The 21,365-nt window shown below is 55.5% G+C and carries 17 protein-coding genes, 2 tRNA genes, 1 pseudogene and 1 riboswitch; of the genes and pseudogenes, 14 read left to right on the forward strand and 6 right to left on the reverse strand.

The features are described from left to right. The 6 genes and pseudogenes from ACYVRB_RS12465 to dapB all read left to right on the forward strand — a co-directional run. Positions 1-134 (forward strand): annotated as a pseudogene (locus ACYVRB_RS12465) (IS30 family transposase); the annotation flags it as partial. A 68-nt stretch (positions 135-202) separates the two neighbouring features. Beyond that, a riboswitch (Lysine riboswitch) is annotated at positions 203-381 on the forward strand. Between the two features lie 89 nt (positions 382-470). Continuing rightward, a complete protein-coding gene (gene lysA / locus ACYVRB_RS12470) occupies positions 471-1,760 on the forward strand; it encodes a diaminopimelate decarboxylase (protein WP_461215779.1) in 1,290 nt (429 codons plus the stop codon). Between the two features lie 45 nt (positions 1,761-1,805). Continuing rightward, on the forward strand, positions 1,806-2,516 hold the full coding sequence (dapD, locus tag ACYVRB_RS12475; protein WP_461215781.1) for a 2,3,4,5-tetrahydropyridine-2,6-dicarboxylate N-acetyltransferase: 711 nt from the start codon (positions 1,806-1,808) through the stop codon (positions 2,514-2,516). Positions 2,517-2,520: 4 nt separating this feature from the next. Then, entirely contained in the window at positions 2,521-3,657 is a 1,137-nt protein-coding gene (locus tag ACYVRB_RS12480) for an N-acetyldiaminopimelate deacetylase (protein WP_461215783.1), read from the forward strand. Between the two features lie 31 nt (positions 3,658-3,688). Then, the gene (dapA, locus tag ACYVRB_RS12485) at positions 3,689-4,591 is read left to right on the forward strand and encodes a 4-hydroxy-tetrahydrodipicolinate synthase (protein ID WP_461215784.1); all 903 of its coding nucleotides are present in this window, start codon (positions 3,689-3,691) and stop codon (positions 4,589-4,591) included. Beyond that, entirely contained in the window at positions 4,591-5,358 is a 768-nt protein-coding gene (gene dapB, locus ACYVRB_RS12490) for a 4-hydroxy-tetrahydrodipicolinate reductase (protein WP_461215786.1), read from the forward strand. Before dapA ends, dapB begins: the two co-directional genes overlap by 1 nt. A 678-nt stretch (positions 5,359-6,036) precedes the next feature. Here the strand turns inward: dapB and ACYVRB_RS12495 are convergent. Continuing rightward, on the reverse strand, positions 6,037-7,731 hold the full coding sequence (locus ACYVRB_RS12495; RefSeq protein WP_461215787.1) for an oleate hydratase: 1,695 nt from the start codon (positions 7,729-7,731) through the stop codon (positions 6,037-6,039). A 15-nt stretch (positions 7,732-7,746) separates the two neighbouring features. After that, positions 7,747-7,872, reverse strand: coding sequence for a hypothetical protein (locus tag ACYVRB_RS12500; protein WP_461215788.1), 126 nt, complete (start codon positions 7,870-7,872; stop codon positions 7,747-7,749). Positions 7,873-8,047: 175 nt separating this feature from the next. Here ACYVRB_RS12500 and ACYVRB_RS12505 point away from each other — a divergent pair. Beyond that, positions 8,048-8,120 (forward strand) — tRNA-Lys (locus ACYVRB_RS12505). Positions 8,121-8,210: 90 nt separating this feature from the next. On the opposite strand, the gene ACYVRB_RS12510 is transcribed toward ACYVRB_RS12505, so the two are convergent. Both ACYVRB_RS12510 and ACYVRB_RS12515 read right to left on the reverse strand, forming a co-directional pair. After that, positions 8,211-8,762 (reverse strand): TIGR01440 family protein, encoded by a 552-nt coding sequence (locus tag ACYVRB_RS12510; protein WP_461215790.1) that lies wholly within the window; start codon positions 8,760-8,762, stop codon positions 8,211-8,213. Between the two features lie 30 nt (positions 8,763-8,792). Continuing rightward, positions 8,793-9,365, reverse strand: coding sequence for a TetR/AcrR family transcriptional regulator (locus ACYVRB_RS12515; RefSeq protein WP_461215792.1), 573 nt, complete (start codon positions 9,363-9,365; stop codon positions 8,793-8,795). Positions 9,366-10,130: 765 nt separating this feature from the next. Between ACYVRB_RS12515 and ACYVRB_RS12520 the strand changes: the two genes are divergently transcribed. The 3 genes from ACYVRB_RS12520 to ACYVRB_RS12530 all read left to right on the forward strand — a co-directional run bounded on the left by ACYVRB_RS12520 (position 10,131) and on the right by ACYVRB_RS12530 (position 15,201). Beyond that, positions 10,131-12,500: a glycoside hydrolase family 3 C-terminal domain-containing protein gene (locus ACYVRB_RS12520; protein ID WP_461215794.1), complete on the forward strand. Its 2,370-nt coding sequence runs from the start codon at positions 10,131-10,133 to the stop codon at positions 12,498-12,500. A 3-nt stretch (positions 12,501-12,503) separates the two neighbouring features. Then, positions 12,504-13,919: an MFS transporter gene (locus tag ACYVRB_RS12525; protein ID WP_461215796.1), complete on the forward strand. Its 1,416-nt coding sequence runs from the start codon at positions 12,504-12,506 to the stop codon at positions 13,917-13,919. A 166-nt stretch (positions 13,920-14,085) separates the two neighbouring features. Then, entirely contained in the window at positions 14,086-15,201 is a 1,116-nt protein-coding gene (locus ACYVRB_RS12530; RefSeq protein WP_461215798.1) for an alpha-L-fucosidase, read from the forward strand. A 101-nt stretch (positions 15,202-15,302) separates the two neighbouring features. On the opposite strand, the gene ACYVRB_RS12535 is transcribed toward ACYVRB_RS12530, so the two are convergent. Both ACYVRB_RS12535 and ACYVRB_RS12540 read right to left on the reverse strand, forming a co-directional pair. Then, positions 15,303-15,375 (reverse strand) — tRNA-Lys (locus tag ACYVRB_RS12535). A gap of 105 nt (positions 15,376-15,480) precedes the next feature. After that, entirely contained in the window at positions 15,481-16,413 is a 933-nt protein-coding gene (locus tag ACYVRB_RS12540; protein WP_461215799.1) for a ribose-phosphate diphosphokinase, read from the reverse strand. Between the two features lie 159 nt (positions 16,414-16,572). Between ACYVRB_RS12540 and ACYVRB_RS12545 the strand changes: the two genes are divergently transcribed. The 4 genes from ACYVRB_RS12545 to ACYVRB_RS12560 all read left to right on the forward strand — a co-directional run. Next, complete coding sequence (locus tag ACYVRB_RS12545) at positions 16,573-17,364, forward strand: tyrosine-protein phosphatase (RefSeq protein WP_461215801.1); 792 nt, start codon at positions 16,573-16,575, stop codon at positions 17,362-17,364. A gap of 454 nt (positions 17,365-17,818) precedes the next feature. Next, positions 17,819-18,751: an alpha/beta hydrolase gene (locus ACYVRB_RS12550; RefSeq protein ID WP_461215802.1), complete on the forward strand. Its 933-nt coding sequence runs from the start codon at positions 17,819-17,821 to the stop codon at positions 18,749-18,751. Positions 18,752-18,917: 166 nt separating this feature from the next. Further along, positions 18,918-19,625: a glucosamine-6-phosphate deaminase gene (locus ACYVRB_RS12555; protein ID WP_461215803.1), complete on the forward strand. Its 708-nt coding sequence runs from the start codon at positions 18,918-18,920 to the stop codon at positions 19,623-19,625. 224 nt (positions 19,626-19,849) lie between these two features. Next, positions 19,850-21,365: GGDEF domain-containing protein (locus tag ACYVRB_RS12560; protein ID WP_461215805.1), on the forward strand; the 1,516-nt coding region annotated here is incomplete at its 3' end.

The following is a 21,365-nucleotide window of genomic DNA, read 5'->3' on the forward strand; positions in this document are numbered from 1 at the left end:
ACACAGACCTAGACCTTCAGAGCGACCAGGAAATTGAGACTTACATTGAACAACTGAATAATCGACCACGCAAGGTCTTAGGCTGGAAGACGCCATCAGAAGTCTTCATGGGTAAAAAGTTGCACTTGAGTTGACAATTCGTCACAAAAGAATTCACGAAATTAAATTTGACGTTAGCCCGCTTTTATTATAAACTCGTGATAAATGAGATAGAGGTTGCGACCAACAAGAGTACGCCGATCGAGCAGTCCACGCTGCAAAGACATTGACGGAAAGGGACGGTCGCCGAAACGCCGGCGTGGTGGAAGCGCAGGTTGTTGGGGTAGACGCGAAAAGCGGCTACACTGTCGCTGATAATAGCAGCGGGGCGCTATCCAAACAGACCGAACCCATGCGGGACTCTTTGTTTTGGTAGATGCCAAAGCAACGGGTCCCATTTTTTATTTCTGTCAATCAAAGGAGCATGCCATATGTCTAACCTTACAAATCAAGCCGGTCACTTGACCATCGGCGGCGTCGATGCCTTGACTCTCGCCCAGAATTTCCAAACGCCACTGTATGTTTATGATGTCGGCGCGATCCGCGCCCAGATCCAAGCCTTCAAGCGCGTGTTTGAACAACAACACTTCGACTACGCGGTGAGCTACGCCAGCAAGGCCTTCGCGACGATCGCCATGTACCAAGTCGCCGCCCAAGAAGGCTGCCACGTCGACGTCGTTTCCGGCGGCGAGCTGTACACCGCCCGCCAGGCACATTTTCCCATGGCAAACGTCTCCTTCCATGGCAACAACAAGTCCCGCCAAGAATTGGAAGAAGCCTTGGCCGCAGGCGTCGGCACCATCATCGTCGACAACTTCTACGAACTGCAGTTGCTCGGTGACCTCCTGAAAGCCGAGCCCGATCGCCACCAAGACATCTTGCTGCGGGTCACGCCAGGCATCTCCGCTCACACCCACGCTTACATCTCCACCGGCCAGGTCGACAGCAAATTCGGGTTCGACGTCGACTCCGGGCAGGCACTGCAAGCGGCAAAGCAAGCGCTGGCCAATCCTCAGTTCAACTTATTAGGGATCCACGCCCACATCGGCAGCCAGATTTTCTCAGTTGAAGGTTTCATTGGAGCAACCAACAAGCTCGCCAGCATCCTGACGACTTGGCACGATGAACTGAACTTTACGCCTCAGGTGCTCAACGTCGGTGGCGGCTTCGGGATTCGCTACACCAAAGAAGATTCGCCGCTACCTGCTGAAGACTTCGTTGAAGCCATCTTGAAAACCTTGCGCGGCCTCGATTTGCCATTCGCCTTACCGGCGGTGTGGATCGAACCGGGACGCTCGATCGTCGGGCCTGCAGGCTACCAGCTTTACACCGTCGGTAGCCAAAAGCGGGTACCGGGCTTGCGTCCTTATGTCGCCGTTGATGGTGGTATGGGCGACAATCTCCGCCCGGCACTTTATCAGGCAGAATACGAAGCGGTCAAAGCCGCCACGCCTGACGCTGAGGCGACCGAAGACGTCCATCTGGTCGGCAAATATTGCGAGTCAGGCGACATCTTGATCGATCACGCCCACCTGCCAGAAACCAAGGCCGGCGACGTGATCGCGGTCAAGGCGACCGGCGCTTACGGCTACTCGATGGCGTCGAACTACAACCGCAACCCACGCCCGGCAGTCGTTTTTGCAGAAGACGGTCAAGCAAAATTGGTCGTCCGCCGCGAATCATATGCCGATCTGACCCAAAATGATTTAAGCTATGAATAAACCACAATCATGATACTGCCTTTAATAAGGAAAGGATAAATACTTATGCCAACTTTAGACACCCAAACCGTTATCAACACCATCGCCAACTCGAAGAAAACCACCCCCGTCAAGGTCTACCTCAAAGGCGACCTGACCAAGCTGGCTTTTCCAGAAAGCGTGCATACCTTCTATTGTAAGCATCAAGGTACCGTCATCGGGGACTGGGCAGAGATCCAACCCGTCTTAGAAGCCAACGCTGACAGCATCACCGATTCTTACGTTGAAGCCGCCGGCCGCAACACCGGCGTACCAATGCTTGACATTCGTAAGTTCAACGCCCGTATCGAACCCGGTGCCATCATCCGCGACCAAGTTGCCATCGGTGACAACGCCGTGATCATGATGGGCGCCATCATCAACATTGGCGCTGAAATCGGTGAAGGGTCAATGATCGACATGGGCGCCGTCCTCGGCGGCCGTGCCCAAGTTGGCAAGCACTGCCACATCGGTGCTGGCACCGTGCTCGCCGGTGTGATCGAACCCGCCAGCGCAGAACCTGTCCGCATCGGCGATAACGTCATGATCGGCGCCAACGCCGTCGTTCTCGAAGGCGTGCAGATCGGTGAAGGCGCCGTCGTTGCCGCTGGTGCCGTCGTGATCGAAGACGTCCCTGCCAACAGCGTCGTCGCCGGTGTGCCTGCCAAGGTCATCAAGGTCGCCAACGACCAGACCCGCGACAAGACCGCCTTGGTCGACGCTTTACGGAAGCTGTGAGCCTATGTTAGACCTGATCGCCGTCCGCCGGCACCTGCATCAAATCCCTGAGCTGGCGCTACACGAAACCCAGACGCATGCGTACCTGAAACAAGTCGTGGCGACCTTGCCGCAAGACTTTTTGACCATCCGCGAGCTGGACAGCCTGCCAACGGCACTGCTCGTTCGCGTTGTCGGCAGTGCCCCGAAGCGCAACCTCGGTTATCGCGCCGACATCGACGCCTTGCCGGTCACTGAAGCTACCGGCTTACCTTTTGCTTCCGAGCATCCCGGCGTCACCCACGCCTGCGGGCACGACATGCACATGACTGTCGCCTTGGGCGTCTTGGCCTACTTCGCTGAACACCAGCCGCAAGACAACCTGATCTTCTTCTTCCAACCGGCAGAAGAAGCAGAATACGGCGGCAAGCGCGCTTACGATGCCGGTGTCTTCTCCGGCGACTGGCATGTCGATGAATTCTACGGCCTCCACGACCGTCCGGATTTGCCGGCAGGCGCGATCGGCACCACCATGGGCACCTTGTTTGCCGGCACCACCGAGATCAACGTCGACGTGATCGGCCAAGGCGGCCACGCCGCCTTCCCACAAAACGCTAACGACGCGGTTGTCGCCGCCGCCTACTTCGTCACCCAGGTGCAAAGCATCGTCGCGCGCAACATCGCCCCTACCGACAGCGCCGTCATCACGCTAGGCAAGTTCCAAGCCGGCACAATCCGTAACGTAATCGCTGATCACGCCCGCATCGAAGGCACCCTGCGCGGCTTTACTCAAGAAGCGATTGCTTATCTGCAAAACCGCCTGCGCCAAGTCGCCGCCGGTGTCGCTGAAAGCTTCGACTGCAAGGTCAACCTCGAACTCAATCAAGGCGGCTACTACCCCGTCGAAAACAACCCCGAAACCACCCGCCGCTTCATCACCTACATGCAAAACACGCCGTCAGTCCAGTTCATCGACACGCCCGGGGTGATGACTGGTGAAGACTTCGGTTACCTATTGAATAAGATTCCCGGCACGATGTTTTGGCTGGGGGTCAATGACACACACGAATTGCATTCCGCTGCCCTCAATCCTGACGAAGCAGCCTTACAACCCGGCGTCGATGCCATCACCGGCTTTTTGACCAGCCGCATGGCGGAATAAACGTCGATTACGATGAAAGAAGGATCTCACGATGTTAAACGCAGAATTGATCACGGCGATTGTCACGCCTTTTGACAAGGAAGATCATATTGATTACACCGTTTTGGCAAACTTGACCGAGCACTTGCTGGCTCAAGGCAGCGACGGTTTTGTAATCGGCGGAACAACCGGTGAATCCCCGACGCTGACCGCAGACGAACGTCTTGAGTTGTTCTCACGCTTCGCAGACATCGTTGCCGGTCGCGCGACGATCATCGCCAACGTCGGCAACAACAACACCCGCCAAAGCATTGTTGCCGCCCAACAAGCCAGCGCCATCGATGGCGTCAACGGCTTGCTGGCGGTCGTGCCATACTACAACAAGCCTAACCAAGACGGGATGATTGCCCACTTCACTGCGATCGCAGACGCCGCCAGCAAGCCTGTGGTGATCTACAATATCCCTGGACGCACCGGCGTCGACATGCAAGCCGCCACCGTCGCCACGCTTGCCAAGCATCCGAATATCGCTGGCATCAAGCAGTGCGGCGATCTGAATACCTTCGCCGCCATGATCGACGCGACGCCTGATGATTTTCACGTTTGGACTGGTGAAGACGCACAATTCATCCAAGTGCAGACGCTCGGCGGCGCCGGCGTGATCTCAGTCGCCAGCCACCTGTACTGCGCCGAGATGCGCCAGGCGCTGGACGCCTTACGCCACGGTGATCTGACCACCACCGCGCAACTGCAACGCGACTTGTTGCCAAAGATGGCCGCCTTGTTCGCCTGGCCGTCACCAGCACCAACCAAGGCAGCCTTGAACGCCGCTGGTTTTGCCGTTGGCGCGCCGCGCTTGCCACTGTTGCCGCTGACCGCGTCTCAAGAACAAGACTTGGCCCAAAAGCTCAGCCTGCACGTACTCACCGATTTATCTCAGGAGGTCCACGCTTAATGATCAATGTACTCGTCGCCGGTTTTCCCGGCGCCATGGGGCAAAAAGTCGTCAACATGCTCAAAAAGCACGACGACTTCAAGCTCACCGCTATTTTCAATCCCGTTGTCACCGATATCGATCCTGTCCAATATGGCTTAGACCCGGCAGTGAAAACCTGGTCGACCTATGACGAGATCGAACCCGGCGTCGCCGATGTTTGGGTCGACTTTACTACCCCAAAAGCAGTCGCTGCAAACATCGAAGCCGCCATCAATGCCGGCATGCATCCGGTCGTCGGCACCAGTGGCATGGCCGCCGATGACCAATCCCGGCTTATCGACTTGGCAACCGCCAAACACATTGGCGGCTTGATCGCCCCGAACTTCGGGATCTCTGCGGTGCTGTTGATGCAGTTTGCCGCCCAGGCTGCCAAGTATTTCCCGGACGCAGAAGTCATCGAGATGCACCACGAAGACAAGCTCGACGCCCCTTCTGGCACCGCCAAAGCGACCGCTCAGATGATCGCCCAGGCCCGCCAAACCGCGCCACGCCCGACCACTGACGACCCGGCTCACGGCGAAAAGATCGACGGCGTGCCTGTCCACGCCGTACGCTTGCCAGGCTATGTCGCCCACGAGCAAGTCCTTTTCGGAGCGCCTGGTGAAGCCTTGACGATCCGCCAAGATTCCTTCGATCGCGAGTCCTTCATGTCCGGCGTCGCCGTCGCCATCGCCAAAGTCCAGACCCTCGATACGCTAGTCGTCGGCTTGGAACATCTGCTTTAACATCAAAAATACCACCAGCGAATCGCAATTCGTTGGTGGTACTTTTTTGCGTTTATACGGAAGATGTCCGGCAGCGTCAGTCTTCTTTGGGATGTGTTTGAGATAGTGGTATAAGTCGGGTTTGGTGTGTTCCGGCCCTAGAGATGGCTGGAACGGTGCGAGGCGCTCGGAAGCTAACTCTCCGCTACGCTACGAGTGGATCTTCCTCGACGCCTTTGTTGTAAGCGGCAAGCCGCTAACAACAATGCCGCGCCTGAGCCATCTCGGGCCTCCACACCCCAAACCCTGACGTTAGCGTCACTCGTCACCAGAAGTGGCAATTTCTAAGAGAGTAGAAATGGACTAGTGGCTGACAGTACATCTAACTAAGAACGGATCAGTTATAATCAACGAGTTGACCCGAGTGGCCATGACATCAAGCTATCCTGATACGCAGAATATAGGGTGTGGGCGAAAGTGACGGAAGCAGGTCAATCTGACGTGGTGAGATTGCTGTTAGCGACTTGTCGCTTACAGCAAGGCGCAGGTGGAGATCCACTTCGTCGCAGACGAAGTTAGCGAAGCCGAACCCTCTCCACAACAGATTGAAGCCTGCCGGAGTCACTTTCGCCCGCACCCGACCGCGATTGGTCTACAGCCAACTACACACTTACGCTGCCGGACAACGTCAGATCGTCTCTAGCTGAACATCTTCTTGGTGGCTTTGGCCAATGTCTTGAGGTCTTTGTCGTAGCGAGGCGTCTTAACCAGCTTGCTCATTGGGATGCCGGCAAAATGATAAGCAGCGATCTCGCCGGAACGGACGGCGGATTGCTCGGTGAAGATCATCTGATACGGCTGCTCGACGAACTCACCGGTGAAGGCAAGATTTGTTGAATGTGCCGGGATCACCTTTGGCCGGTCAGCCTTGGCGCGGTTGTTAAACAGCGCGGACGCATACGGCATGTAGACTGGGATGTTGTTGACGATGGCGGCCATGATCGCGTCTTTTTTCGTCATGATGTTGACTGGGCCTGGATCGACCTTGGACAGCTGGCCAATCAGTTCTTCTGCCATTTCTCGGCCAGTCATCTCGATATATGGCTTATCGATGAACTCGCCACGCCGCCGTGGATACAAGAAGTATCCCCACAGCACGGTTTCGTTTGGCTTTTGGGTAGTGAAATGTGGCTGGTGGTGGACAACAATCGACATGTTGACGTCTGGTTGCCCAAGCGGTGTGATGGCATGTGTCGACAAGAACGAATTCAAGGCGTTGCCGGGAACCTGCGTGGTAATGCGGGCGATTTCGTTGAGCAACAGGTGATCTTTGGACGTCAGCGTGAAGGAGACCCACTCGGACGCATCGCGATCTGCGAAAAACTTGTCGGGATTGCCCAGATTATAGAACTGGCCGGCGACTTGCTTCCACAAGCCAGCGGCGGCGCCGTAGTCTGGATTCTCAGGTGCGGCGTGGTCCATGTCGCCTTGCGTGGCGGAATCGGTGATCGACCCGTTGGTGAAGATCACACCGGTGTCGTCTGGGAGGTCGACGTGTTCTTCTTCGTCGGTTTGGGTATCGACCATCGTCAAGCCGGTGACGGTAATCTCGTCGCCCATTGTTGTTTCCTTGAATTGCATCGCGGTGACGCGCTTGTTCAACACGATGTTGACGTTTTGGGCCTTCAAGTAATTGATCAGCGGCAACATGATCGACTCAAACTGGTTGTAGCGCGTGCGGTTGACGCCAACGAGGTGTTCGATCTGCGTGAACTCGTAGATCATCATGTGCATGTACCGACGTAGCTCTTGGACGGAACTCCGCGTGCGGAAGGCAAAAGTTGTCTCCCACATATACCAGAAGTTGGTCTGGAACATGTGCGGTGAATCCTTGAAGTAATCGGCGATCGAAACGTTGTCGAGTTTTTCTTCTTCAGAATCTGGCATCATCACCAGCTTGGTCAACAACAGCCGGTCCTTGTTGTCGAGACCTAGCTTGCCGGCGTCAAGGATGCCCTTGCCACCTTGCAACAGGCGTGCCTTGTCGAAGGTAGGATGCTTGGCATCGAAATCGCGCGTGTCTTCTTCTGCGGTCATGTTAGGCTCGGTCACAGAAGGAATCCGGCTGAGCAAGTCCATCAAATCGACGTAGGTACGATAGTTCAACATCCGGCCACCGCGGGCGACATAGCCCAGTGTGTTGGCCATCGGGTGATTCTTGTTCCAATATTCATCGATCGTGTCGGTGGTTACTGCGCCATCGTTAGACCCATGGTCATCGATGGCATAAAAAGTGATTGCAGAGCCATCCCAATGACCTTCTTGAATCAGATACACGGCGGCGGCCATATTGGCCAAGCCGGCACCGATCATCACAGCTTTTTGCTTGATCATGTCTAATCCCTCCTACTAAGATTCGAATTCGTCATAGTCGTGTTCATCTGACACGAACAGTTCCATCTTCTTGGCGGTGTAATAGCCAGCCGCCGCGGCAATCGTGATCGCCACTGTCGTCAATGCTAGGAATTTCTTCATCATCATCATTCCTTTCGTTGGGTTCACCCTTATGGTAACGCCATCATTGTCGCTGCGGCTTTAGTCAATCTGGCGGTTTTGTCCAAAAAAGGTCTCATCAACCATAAAAAAAGTGTTGCGACGACCCGGCCAATCGTGCTATACTTTTAAAGTTGTCAAATGGCAATGCAGTCATGGGTGGTTAGCTCAGCTGGCAGAGCAACGGACTCTTAATCCGTGGGTCCAGGGTTCGATCCCCTGACCACCCAGAATAGTAACCGTCACTTCTACATAGAAGTGGCGGTTTTTGTTTTAACCAAAAAGGCCTCGCTACTAGTGTAGCGAGGCCTTCATCATCATTATAATTGTTGATACTGGGCACGCTGGCCGCCGATATACTTAGGCCGCGAACGCAATGCCGTGACGTGCGCGCCACCAAGCTCGGTGTGCGTCGGCCGTACGGGAACTTGGACGAACTGCACGTGCATCCCGATGCTGGTGTCGCCAATATCGATCCCGGCTTGCGCGGTGATGTGTTCGACTTCGACTGGCTCGTCGAAATGCTTGAAGGCCGCCATCGAACAGGACCCACCGGCATGAAGCGCGGGCACCACGTTCACGATCTCAAAACCATGCGCGAGAGCGACCCGTCGTTCCACCGCACAGGCGCGGTTGATATGCTCACAGCCTTGCACAGCCAGATCGATTCCCTGCGGTTTCAAAATATCCAACAGCGTGGTCACAATCCAGTCGCCAACTTCAGGGTTGGACGCTTTCCCAATGGTACCGCCGACGACTTCGCTGGTCGTACAGCCCAGCACAAACAAGTCGCCACGGTGTAGCTTGGCGGCAGCCAACACCTCCGTTACCGTTTGTTTAAGTTGCTTTTGTAATTCTTCTTTACTGATCATGTCAATACACCTCCACGGCTTCATTGTAAATCAAACAGCGCCAAAATAGGGGTCTTCTTTGCCCCGTGCGATGATATGCGCCAGCGTGCCGTCCATCATCAACTCGGCCTTGCGGATCATCGACTCTTGCGACTCTTCGAGATCTGCCACCAGCCACTGGGTCACCTGCGCCGTGATCGCCCAGCCATAAAAATTCGTGATCGCCGCGCGCACCCGCCGTGGTGTCTGCGCGTCGATGCTGGTAACGACGCGGTCGACCATCTCCGCGGCGTGCTGATACAACAAATTGTCTAGCACATCGCGATTCAGCGAATGAAACGTGTTCAAGCAAAACTGCTGATGATCCGCGATGTAAGTCAGCATCAGTTGATACGCTTCTTGCCAATGTTGGATGTCACTGCGGCTACGCAACGCTTCGACCACATCTTGTTCGTACACCCATGCCACCAGCGAATGAATATCGGCAAAGTGATAATAGAAGGTATTGCGATTGATATGCGCAGCTTCCGCCAGCTTATCGATCGTAATATGGTCAAGACTAGTCGTTTGCATCAGTTGTTTCAACACCGTCGCTAGCACCTGCTTGGTATCTGCCGTCGCCATAATCGTCCTCCTTGCGTACCTTCAGTATACCGCGAAAGCGTTAAAAATAGGTTGCCCCGTCGTTCAGCATCACTTCTTATCAGAACTAACCCTGTCCGGCAGCGTAAGCATTTAGCGTTGGGTAGACCAGTAAACTGTCGGGCGCGGGTAAAAGTGACTCCAGCAGGCTTCAATCTGTCGTGGAGAGGGTGCTCGGCGGAGCTAACTTCGTCTGCGACGAAGTGGATCTCCACCTGCGCCTTGCTGTAAGCGACAAGTCTCTAACAGCAATCTCACCACGTCAGATTGACCGGCTTCCGTCACTTTCGCCCACACCCTAGATTCTGCGTATCAGGATAATTTGATGTCATGGCAATCAGGGTAACTCGTTGATTATAACTAATCCGTTCTTAGTTAGATGTACTGTCAGCCGCCAGTCCGCTTCTACTCTCTTGGAAATTGCCACTTCCGGTGATGACGGACGCTAACGTCAGGGTTTGGTGTGTGGAGGCCCGAGATGGCTCAGGCGCGGCATTGTTGTTAGCGGCTTTGCCGCTTTACAACAAAGGCGTCGAGGAAGATCCACTCGGCGGAGCCGAGTTAGCTTCTGAGCGCCTCGCACCGTTCCAGCCATCTCTAGGGCCGGAACACACCAAACCCGACCTATACCGCTATCCCCCAACACATCCCAAAGAAGACTTACGTTGCCGGAAAACGTCATCTCGTTACAAAAGAGAAGTAACATGGTATTCTCAAGGTAAGCGAATACATGGAGGAGGCAGAGTCATGACGATCATTATCAACAGCGGTGCCACCCGCCGCGAACTATCTGACGAAGACGCGATCAAGCTGACGTCTGGCAAGGACTTCTGGCATAGCGAAAGCGTCGCAGGCATCCCCGCAATCCGCATGAGCGACGGTCCGCACGGCTTGCGCTACCAAGCACAAGCGTCCGATCACCTCGGGATCAATGAAGCCGTGCCGGCCACGGCGTTTCCGACGGCAAGCGCCTCTGCAAGTAGCTGGGATCCGTCTTTGCTCAACCAAATGGGCGCCGCCATCGCGCAAGAAGCGCGGTCGCTAAGCGTTGACGTCGTGCTCGGCCCTGGCGTCAACATCAAGCGCAATCCACTTGGCGGGCGCAACTTCGAGTACTTTTCTGAAGACCCGCTACTCGCCGGCACCTTGGCCACCGCTTGGATCCAAGGGCTACAGGCTAACGGCGTCGGGGCATCAATCAAGCATTTTGCCGGCAACAGCCAGGAAACCGCCCGGCTGCGCTCGGATTCGCTGATCGACGCCACCGCACTACACGAGCTGTACCTCGAAGCCTTCCGGTTGGCCGTCACCAACAGCCAACCGGAAACGCTGATGATTGCCTATAACCTGCTGAACGGCACCTACATGAGCGATCACGACTACCTGCTCGACACCGTCTTGCGCAAGCAGTGGGGCTTTGAAGGCGCCGTGATCTCCGACTGGGGCGCGCTGAACGACAAGGTCGCCGCCTTGAACGCCGGCACCGATCTCGAAATGCCAAGTTCCGCGCATCTATTCGACAAGCCGGCGCTGAAGGCCTTGAAAAAAGGTACGCTGGCCCGCACCAATCTCACGCGCGCCGCCACCAACATCGCCACCGTCGCCGACCGTGAGCGACCGACTTTTGCCGGCGACCGTGACGCCTTGCTGGCCAAGCACGCAGACCTGGCCCAGCGAATCGAGGAAAACGCGGCCGTGTTGTTGAAAAACGATGGCATCCTGCCGCTACAACCAGGCCGCAAACTGGCCGTCGTTGGCGCCTTAGCTGAGAAGACACGGATCCAAGGCGCCGGTTCTTCACACATCACCACGCCACAAAGCATTTCGATTCTAGACGGACTGAAAGCCGCCGGACACGACGTCCACTTTGCTTCGGGTTATTCGCTGACCGGTACCGGCGATCAGGCGCTCGCCAATTCAGCCGTTGACGTCGCCCGCCAAGCGGATGATGTCATCGTCGCGCTGGGATTGCCTGCCACCGCGGAAGCGGAAGGTTCCGACCGCAAATCATTGGCGCTACCGGCAGACCAAGTCGCTTTGTTAGACGCAGTCGCTACCGCCAATCCCAACGTCGTCGTGTTGCTGGTCGCCGGGTCTGTGATCACGACCACCTGGGCACAGGAAGCCAAGGCCGTTTTGAACCTGTTTCTCGGCGGTGAAGCCGTCGGGGCCGCGGCAGAACGCCTGTTGTTTGGTGCCGTTTCACCGTCTGGCAAGCTGGCCGAGACCTATCCGCTACGCTATGAAGACGTCCCGTCGAGTGCACTGTACGGCCACGACCCGTTATCCGTCCCTTATGCGGAAAGCCTCTACGTCGGTTACCGCTATTATGACAAGGCGCAGGTGCCTGTCGCCTATCCGTTTGGCTTTGGGCTGAGCTACACCGCTTTTGCCTTAAGCGACGCGCAACTGTCGGCATCTCAATTCACCGCGGCCGACCAGTCGCTACAGGTGACGCTTGCCGTCCGCAACACCGGCGACGTCGCCGGCGCAGAAGTCATCCAGGTCTACGTCGGTCAAGACGATCAAGCCCAGCTGACGCCTAAGCAAAGCCTCGCCGCTTTTCGTAAGGTCTGGTTGCAACCCGACGAGCAACAAACCATCACGCTAACGCTGCTGGCACGCGCTTTTTCGCGCTGGGATGAGCCCAAGCAACAATTCACGCTGGCCGGCGGCGGCTGGCACGTCTTCGTCGGCACCAGCTCCCGCAACATCAGCGCAACTTTGCCGCTCACCGTCGCCGTGCCGGCATTACAGATCGCGGCACCGGCTTGGTATCAACACCCCAGCGGCTTGCCGAGCGTTCAAGATTTCAGTACGCTCAGCGGTTTGGCGACGACGCCGGCACGCGTGCCGCAACCAGGCACCTTCACCCGTCTCAGCATCCCACGCGACTTGGCCAAGCACTCCTTGATCGCGCGCAAAGTCGCCGAGATGGTGATCGCCAACATGCAAAAAAATGACGGCACCGCTCCAGATTCGCCGGAAGGTCGGTTCTTGGCCACGATTGTCTGGGACACGCCGTTGGTCCGGCTGGCGCAACAAAGCGGCGGCAGTCTCAAATTATGGATGGTCGATTTCTTAGTTGCCTTAGCCAATCACGGAAAGAAGGCGTGACGCATGGCCACACAACAACCCCCAGCCACGAACGAAACCGGCGCCGGTGAACGCGTCAGTTTCTGGTCGTATTTTACCGGACAAGGCATGGCGATGAGTTTTTTGACCGGGATGCTGACGACTTATCTGTTGATGAACGGCATCCAACTGGCCCAGATCGCGTTTGCGATGGTCGCCGTCAAGCTCTGGGACGCTTTTTCAGACACGCTGTTTGGCGTAATTTTCGACAAGGTGCGCTTCAAGTCCGGCCGCAGTCTGCCTTGGCTGCGGATCGCGATGATCGTCGTGCCGGTGATGACGATCGTCGTCTTCAACATCCCCGCCTTCTTGAGCCCCGGACAAAAGCTCGTCTGGTTCGCGGTTTCTTATGTGTTGTGGGACACCGCCTACACCACATCCGACGTCCCGATCTACAACCTCGTCACCTTGATGACCACTAACACCGTCGAGCGCAACGCGATCTTGTCTGTAGCACGGATGGCCGCCATGGTCGGGACCTTCATCGCCTCGATGGTCGCCACGTTTATGGTTTCTGAAGCAGGCGGGTTCAGCTTCGGGACCACAGCCACCGTCTTGGCTGTAATCATGCTGCTGTTGATGCTGCCGGTATCGTTTTTTGCCAAAGAGCGCGTCCATCAAGTCGCCGCCAATAGCCGCTACACGCTGAAGCAGATGTGGCAGTACGTCAAGGTCAACAAGTACCTGCAGCGTTATTATCTTTACTACATTATTTCCGGGATCACCTGGACTTCCAGCGCCGTCGACCTGTTCGTTTCGTATTATTTCTTCGGTAGCGCTTTGATCTCGACGCTCACCATGATTGCCATGGCGATTCCGATGGCCTTGATGGCGCCGCTGATGGGCGTCATCCTCAAGCACATCGACAAGTTCAAGCTGTTTTTCCTCAGCGCCGTTGCCTTGACCATCACCACCTTGCTGGTTTACCTCGGCGGGACCAAAAGTCTGCCGCTGTATCTCGGCTTGATCGCCTTGCGCTCGATCCCCCAAGGCGTGGTCTTAACGCTGAATCTGACCTTCACGCCTGACGTGGTGGAGTACGCCAAATTTTCGTCAGGCATCGACGCGCGAGGGATTGCCTTTGCCATCCAGTCTTTTTGCGGCAAGTTGATCTCGCTCGCCCAGCCGCTGGGATTGTTCGTCCTCGGCCTGTTCGCCTGGGCCCCGATCCAAGCGACGAGCTTCGCTGACTTGCAACGACTGGCGATCCAACAGTCGCCAGAAGCCTTGAGCGGGCTGTGGATCGTCGCAGAGCTACTGCCAGCCATCGGCGCTGGGGTGGCGCTCGTCCCACTATTTTTCTATCACCTGAACGACAAAGACGTGCAGTTAATGGCCGAAGCCAACGCCGGCCGCATGCCGCACGCAGATGCTGAGGCCCAGCTATCACGAAAATATTGATCTGCCGATCCTCACAGCTTTATCGTCGCATTCAGATCGGTACCGCGAGCATAGCTAGCGACGCGCGATCCCGCAAAGCCAACATACGGCTTCACGGCACTGCGCTAGGCTACCCATCTCGCTTGATCTGTCGATCCTCACAGCTTTAGCCATAGGAGGCGTTCACATGACCCAAGTCAACATTCACCGTACTCAAGCCCCATCCTGGTTTGAAGCCGCAGACTTCGGGATCTTCATTCACTGGGGATTGTACAGCGTACCAGCGTTTGCGCCAAAACCAGCCGCCGGTAAGCACCCGACGCTGTACGAGCAGTTCAAACATCAACCTTACGCGGAATGGTACGCCAACAGTATGTTGTTCCCAACCGGGCCGACCGGGCGCTACCACCGTGAGCATTACGGCAACGCGTCGTACACAGATTTTGCCCGCAAGTTTGGCGAACAGGCGCGCCAAGTCGACGTCGATGCCTGGGCAAACGCATTTGCGGCGGCACACGCCAAGTATGTGGTCGTGGTCACCAAACACCACGACGGATTCGTCATGTATGACACCCAGGTTCAAAACCCGCATGCGCCTGGTTACCATCTCGATTTTGATTTTATCGGTCAACTTGCCATGGCCGTGCGCGCCCGCGGGATGCGGTTTGGCGTCTACTACTCCAGCTTGTTGGATTGGACGTTCAAGCACGACCGGATCCAAAGCGCCGCCACTATGCTGTTAGGAAGCGACCACAGCAAGCAATACCGCGATTACGTCTGGGCACAATGGCACGAGCTGATCGACCGCTACCGCCCAGACATCTTGTGGAGCGATATCGGTTATCCAACAGACACCCGCTTGCCACAACTGTTTGCCGATTATTACGCAACGGTTCCAGACGGGATGGTGAACGACCGCTGGAGCGACTATCCCGGCTGGTTACGCCACCGTCTCTTGTACCCGCTGTTCAACGCAGGCGGCGCCTTCGTCAACTGGCGGCAGGCCCGCACGCACAAAAGCGCCGCGCCGCGTTTTTACGACTATCGGACACTTGAATATCGCTCGATTTGGACAGGCGCGCCGGACTATTACGAAATCACCCGCGGCATGGATCTGTCGTTTGGCTACAATCGCGCCGCCCGGACCAGCGACTTCATCTCGGCCAAGCAAGTCCGGCAGATGGTCGCCCAAGCCCGATCACAGCGTGGCCGGTTGCTGCTGAATGTCGGGCCCAAGGCAGATGGCAGTTTGCCGGCGCCGCAACGGAAGGTGCTAAGCGACTTGGCAAAAAGTGCTTTGTAATAGCTGGCGGTGTATCCCCTCGAATACTGGAGATATACCGCCAGCTTTTTGTCGCACAAAAAAACCGACCTCCATTTGGAAGTCGGTCGGTAAACCTCTGATGGGTGGTCAGGGGATCGAACCCTGGACCCACGGATTAAGAGTCCGTTGCTCTGCCAGCTGAGCTAACCACCCATGTTGCGTCGCTTGACGACTTAAATATAATAGCACGTCGTCCTTACTGACGCAAGGGTTTGACCACAAAAAAATCCGGTGAGCACCGGATTTTTAGAAACATAATTAATCAAGCGTGAACAACGGGTGGATCGACTGGTTGGTCGCAATCAACTGGATTGCCTGGCCAATCATCGGGCCAACGGAAAGGATCTGCATGTTGTCGAGCCGCTTTTCAGCAGGCATCTCGATCGTGTCAGTCAACACGATCTGCTTCAATGGCAGCTTGCCAATGCGGGTTGCGGCACCACGGGACAACACCGCGTGCGTAGCTGCGGCGTAGACGTCTCTGGCCCCTGCGGCGTGCAAGGCAGCCACAGAATCGCTGATGCGGGTGCCGGTATCGATCATGTCATCGACGACGATCGCGTGCTTACCGTCAACATCCCCGATCACCCCAGCTTCACCGTTGGCTTCACGCTTGTCGACGATCGCGATCGGCAAACCGAGCAACTCGGCCAGCTCGCGCGCATGCTTGGTGCCGGAATGGTCTGGTGCCACCACCACGGTGTTGTCGCCAAGTTGCAGGTTACGGAAATAGCGTCCGAACAAGGCGACCGTCTTGAGATGATCGACAGGAACATCGAAGAAGCCTTGAAGCTGGTCTGCGTGCAGATCGACGGTGACAATGCGATCAATGCCATCCATCTCCAGCAAGTTGGCAACCAGCTTGGCGGTGATTGGTTCACGTGAACGGGCCTTGCGATCCGCACGCGCATAACCGTAATAAGGAACCACCACGTTGATGCGGTGAGCCGATGCCCGCCGTAAAGCATCGATCATGATCATCAGTTCCATGAAGTTCTCGTTGACCGGATCTGACACGGGCTGGATGACGAACACATCCGCACCACGTACAGAATCATCAAGATCGATTTGAATCTCGCCATCTGCAAAATGTCGCACAGACGCCGGTGACAATGGTAACCCGAGTTCAGTCGCAATTTTTTGCGCCAGTGGCTTATTCCCGTTCAGTGTGAAAAGTTTCAATCCCGCCATGATATCTCCTTAATGAATGACCTAGTTATCCCTATTATACGCAATTTGATGCCTGCTGAAAACACCTAGACCTCTCAATAATCGGATTACACGAATTCATCGTTTTTCTGGAGTTATCTTATATTATAATATAGGATAATCACAACACGGAGGCTTACCATGAAACCAGCTCGTATCTTGCCTGTTCCACACTCTATCAATCTGCGCGAACTCGGCGGCTATGCCACCGATTCGGGCCAATATATCGCTTGGCGCAAGCTGTTGCGCTCTGGCTCTATGGGCCATCTGCGCCCAGAAGGCGGCGAGATGCTCGAAGACTACGGCGTGATTTTTGACGTCGATCTGCGCACCGACGATGAAGTCAAAACGCGGCCGGATCGCATCCCACGCACGATTTCGTTCCAGCACCTTTCTGTTTATCCCTTCACTGACAAAACCGGCCTGTTCAAGCGCCTCGGCCGTAAGTTGCGTGGCAACAGTGTTGCAGATTCGATGGCAGACACCTATTGCCAGATGCTCACCGACGGCCACGCCAACGCGGTTTACGCCCACTTATTCAGCATCTTGCTGAGTAACGACCAGCCCAACGAATCCGTCGTTTTCCATTGTACTGCCGGCAAAGACCGCACCGGCGTCGCCGCGATGATGATCGAAGGCGCGCTCGGGGTGCCAGAAGCCACCATCCGTGAGGACTACCTGCTGACGAACCTGGTGCTGGAAGCCCCTGATAAAATGGCTCACGCTGATCTCATGCACGGTGCCAACCAATTCGTTAACCAGATGAATTCCCACCAAGCCGAAACCAGCAACTACGACGCGATCCGTCAATTGATCGATAAGGAATACGGCGACTGGGAAGGCTACCTCACCCAGCAGTTGCACTTAACCCACGGCGATCTCAACGACCTGCGCGCCATCTACCTCACCGATTCTGCAAACCCAGAAGCATAAGCGTGTTTAGGTTTGGTTTAGTTGTACAGGTCCGGACGGGGTGCGCTACGACGGAAGATGGCTGGAACGGAGCGAGGCGCTCAGAAGCTAACTCAGGCAAAGCCCGAGTGGATCTTCTTCGACGCCTTTGTTGTAAGCGGCAAAGCCGCTAACAACAACGCCGCACCTGAGCCATCTCCCGTCTCCGCGCACCCCGTCCTCACATTCAACGTCTAATCATTGGAAGTGGCAATTTCCAAGAGACCAAAAACGTAATCACACCTGGCAACACATTTGATTTAAACAAGATATTCGCGATTAACTGGACCGACCTTGTTGATCCTTAACACATCCAACTGCCCTCATACGCAAAACCTAGGGTGTGGGTGAAAGCGACAGATTGATCCTACTGGAGTTGCTTTCGTCCAAACCCGTCCGCAACCACGATCACACCAATACCAAAGGAGTAACCATAATGAAAAAAAGCCGCCTGATCGGTATGACGACACCGCTACTGCTTACCGCAGGTACCTTGGCGGCTGCCGAGAAACTTTATACCTATGCGTTCAAGCGTATCAACTACGTCCCCGACGCGTCTGATGCCATGCAAAAATATGCGACAGACTATTACTATCACGTCGACTGGGTGGAAAATCAACATCCTGACGTCTGGCACATCGACACGCCTGACGACCAGCATCTGTCTGGCTTGTGGCTTGAACATCCTAACAGCAAAAAAGCCGTCATTATCGGCCACGGCTACAAAGGCACCGGCATCACGATGAGCAACTACGCGCACATGTTTTACGACATGGGCTTTTCGGTATTGCTTCCCGACGACCGCGGCCACGGCCAGTCCGATGGCACCTACATCAGCTTCGGTTGGCTGGATCGCCTCGATTACCTGCAATGGCTACGGCAAATGGTCGCGTATCTCGGTGACGACTGCGAGCTGTTGTTGTTTGGCACCTCCATGGGCGGCGCCACTGTCAGCCTGGTGGCAGGCGAGCCGACGTTGCCCAAGCAAGTCCGCGCGATTGTCGAAGACTGCGGCTACAACAGCCTGAACGCAGAGCTGGCCTACTTGATGAAAAAGCTTTTTCACATGCCGGACAAGCCGCTGGTGCCGTTGGCGAGTTTCATCAACTACCGGCGGCTTGGGTTCCGCATCGGCCGTGTTGATGTCGAAGCCGCTTTGCGTCGCAACCACCTGCCGCTACTGGTGATCCACGGGCAAAAAGACGTCTACGTCCCGACTTGGATGGGCAAGCAAAATTACGCCGCCAGTGCCGGTCCTAAGGCGCTGTGGCTGGTTCCCGACGCCATTCATGCGGAAAGCTACTGGGTGGACCCACAGGCATACCAAGATCATATTTCAAAATTCATCGCGCCTTATTTTACCGCCTAAGCGCGCTCGTACCGCACAACTCCTACGTTGGAGGCGTGCGGTATTTTTTGCCATGCGTAAAGTTTGAGGCCAGCCATCGCTTGCGAATATAATGATGATGGATGGTGTTGACACTGGCCTAGACCGGTGTTATATTGGACTAGACCAAGAGAGGGAGGAAAATTCAATGGACGTCAAAGTTTTCGATAACAGTACCGAAGCAAGCAAAGCCGCATTCGAATTTATTAAAGAGGGGATGGCTAACGGTGCCACGACCTTAGGGCTGGCAACTGGTAGCACCCCGATCCCGCTGTACAAGAACATGACTGACAGTGATCTCGACTTCTCCAACATGACTTCCGTAAACTTGGATGAATACGTTGGCCTCGCACCAACCAACGACCAGAGCTACCGCTACTTCATGAATACGCACCTATTCAACCTCAAACCATTCAAAGAAACCTTCGTGCCAGACGGGCTCAACCCAGACGCCGAAGCAGAAACCAAGCGTTATGACAAAGTGATCGCCGACCATCCGATCGACATCCAGTTGCTCGGTCTCGGCCGCAACGGTCATATCGGCTTCAACGAACCAGGCTCTGACTTCAATGGTGGGACCCAAAAGGTTGCCTTAACGCAATCCACCATCGACGCCAACGCTCGCTTCTTCGACAAAGAAGAAGACGTGCCAACCTTCGCCTACTCCATGGGCATCGGCTCCATCTTGAAGAGCAAGAAGATCTTGCTTTTGGCCTTCGGCGAAGACAAAGCCGACGCGGTCCAAAAGATGATCGAAGGCCCTGCAACCGAAGACGTGCCAGCATCTGCTTTGCAAAAGCACGCTGATGTCACCGTCATGATCGACAAGGCTGCTGCAAGCAAGCTCAGCAAATAAGTCAAACCACTCACACCGAGGCAAATTTGCCTCGGTGTTTTTTGCGTGATAATGCTCTTGTGCCGCCCCATACCTCAAGGATTGTAGCGGAGGTTTGCGAATATCTATAAGATATCTTCTCTGTCCCCTTGTCCAATCATCCAGATGGTTATAAAGTTAGTTTAGTATGCATGTCGTTAAGTTCAATCGTCCCGGTGAAGCGTCTTTGGGGGTAATTCGCAATAATGTTTGCAACAATTGAATCAGCAATCTTGCTTCCGCAGATTGTGTTACTTGTTTTTGCCATCGTCTTTGTCTGCGCCTTGGTGATCGGCTACTCGCGGATCTGGCAGCGGGTGGTCGGCAACACGGTGCTGTCAAAAGCCCAGCAGATCGCCATCCGCTGTCTCTTGCCACTGGCCAGTTGGGTGTTGGGTGGCTTGTTGGTGGCGACCAGCATGACCAGCATCCAAGATGCGTGGTTATACGCGAGTATCGGCCTGTTTTTGATTGCCTTTCCGGTGCTGGATAATCAGCTGGGCAGATGGGAATATCTGCTGCGCTGTGTGGCGCTGCTGGTAGTTTGGATTGGGGGGCACTGGGCGAACCTGGTCACCCTGCCGGTGCTTTTGACGCTAGTCGGTTTGATCGGCTTGCTGGTCGTCATTCGCATGCACGGTTGGGACCTGCGCTACCGGTTTTGGTATTGCCTGGCCGCCGGCGCCTATGTGGCCTTCGCCTATTGGCTGACCACTCCCGGGGTCGCGTTGACTACCGCGTATCTTTACCTCAACATTGGGGCGTATTTGATCATGACCGCCTTGACCTGCTTGTATTGGATCGTTTCGCGTCAGCGCCAGCTGGTCGCTCGCCAGGCCACCAGCGAAGATCTGACCGTCAATAATATTTACGCCTCGTATGCCCGCAACGTCGCCAGTTTGTTTGAAGGCGCGAAGCAAAGTCGCCAGCCGCTGACCATGGCGGTGATTGATGTCGATCATTTTGCCGACGTCAACGAACGCTATGGCCACATCGGTGCCAACGCGATCTTGTCGCAGGTCGTTGAGGTGTTGCAACACGTGCCTGCGCAATACAGCGCTGAGTCCCATCTGTTCCGTGCCGGCGGCGAAGAGTTCAGCATTATTTTCGTCAACACCCCGACCACCATCGCCGCCCCGATCATCTTGGACTGTTGGGATACGGTTCGCACCCACACCTTCTCCTATCAAGACGACCAGCTGATGTTGACGATCTCGGCCGGCTTGTCCCAGATTCAAACCGTGGATAAAGACGTCGATCCGTTGTACAAGCGGGCGACGACCAGCATGACGCAAAGCAAGCACAGCGGCCGCGATGCCATCACCGTCGAAGGGGTGCCTCAACACGCCCGGGAAGCGGAGAACTGGCTGCCGACGTATACTTATTTTGCCCAGCCGATCGTTGATGCACGGTCCACTGATCAGCCGGTCATCATGAACGAACTGTTGTTGCGCGCCTACGATCGCAACCAGTGGCGGCTACCGGATAGCTTTGAAATCCCCACCACCACGCAGATCAGCTTGATCAAGCGCGTGCTCAACCACAGCCACGTCCCAAGCGTCACAGTGAATCTGACGGCCAAGCAATTCAGTAACGACGGATTTACAATTCAAGTGCAACAAATTAGTCAAATAGAAAAGACTCATAGCCTGAGTCCTTGTAAAATGGAATCACCACAAGACCAACTACAAGGAGAACTCGACTATGAGTCCGTACACCCAT

This window comes from Lacticaseibacillus boliensis (assembly GCF_054784775.1).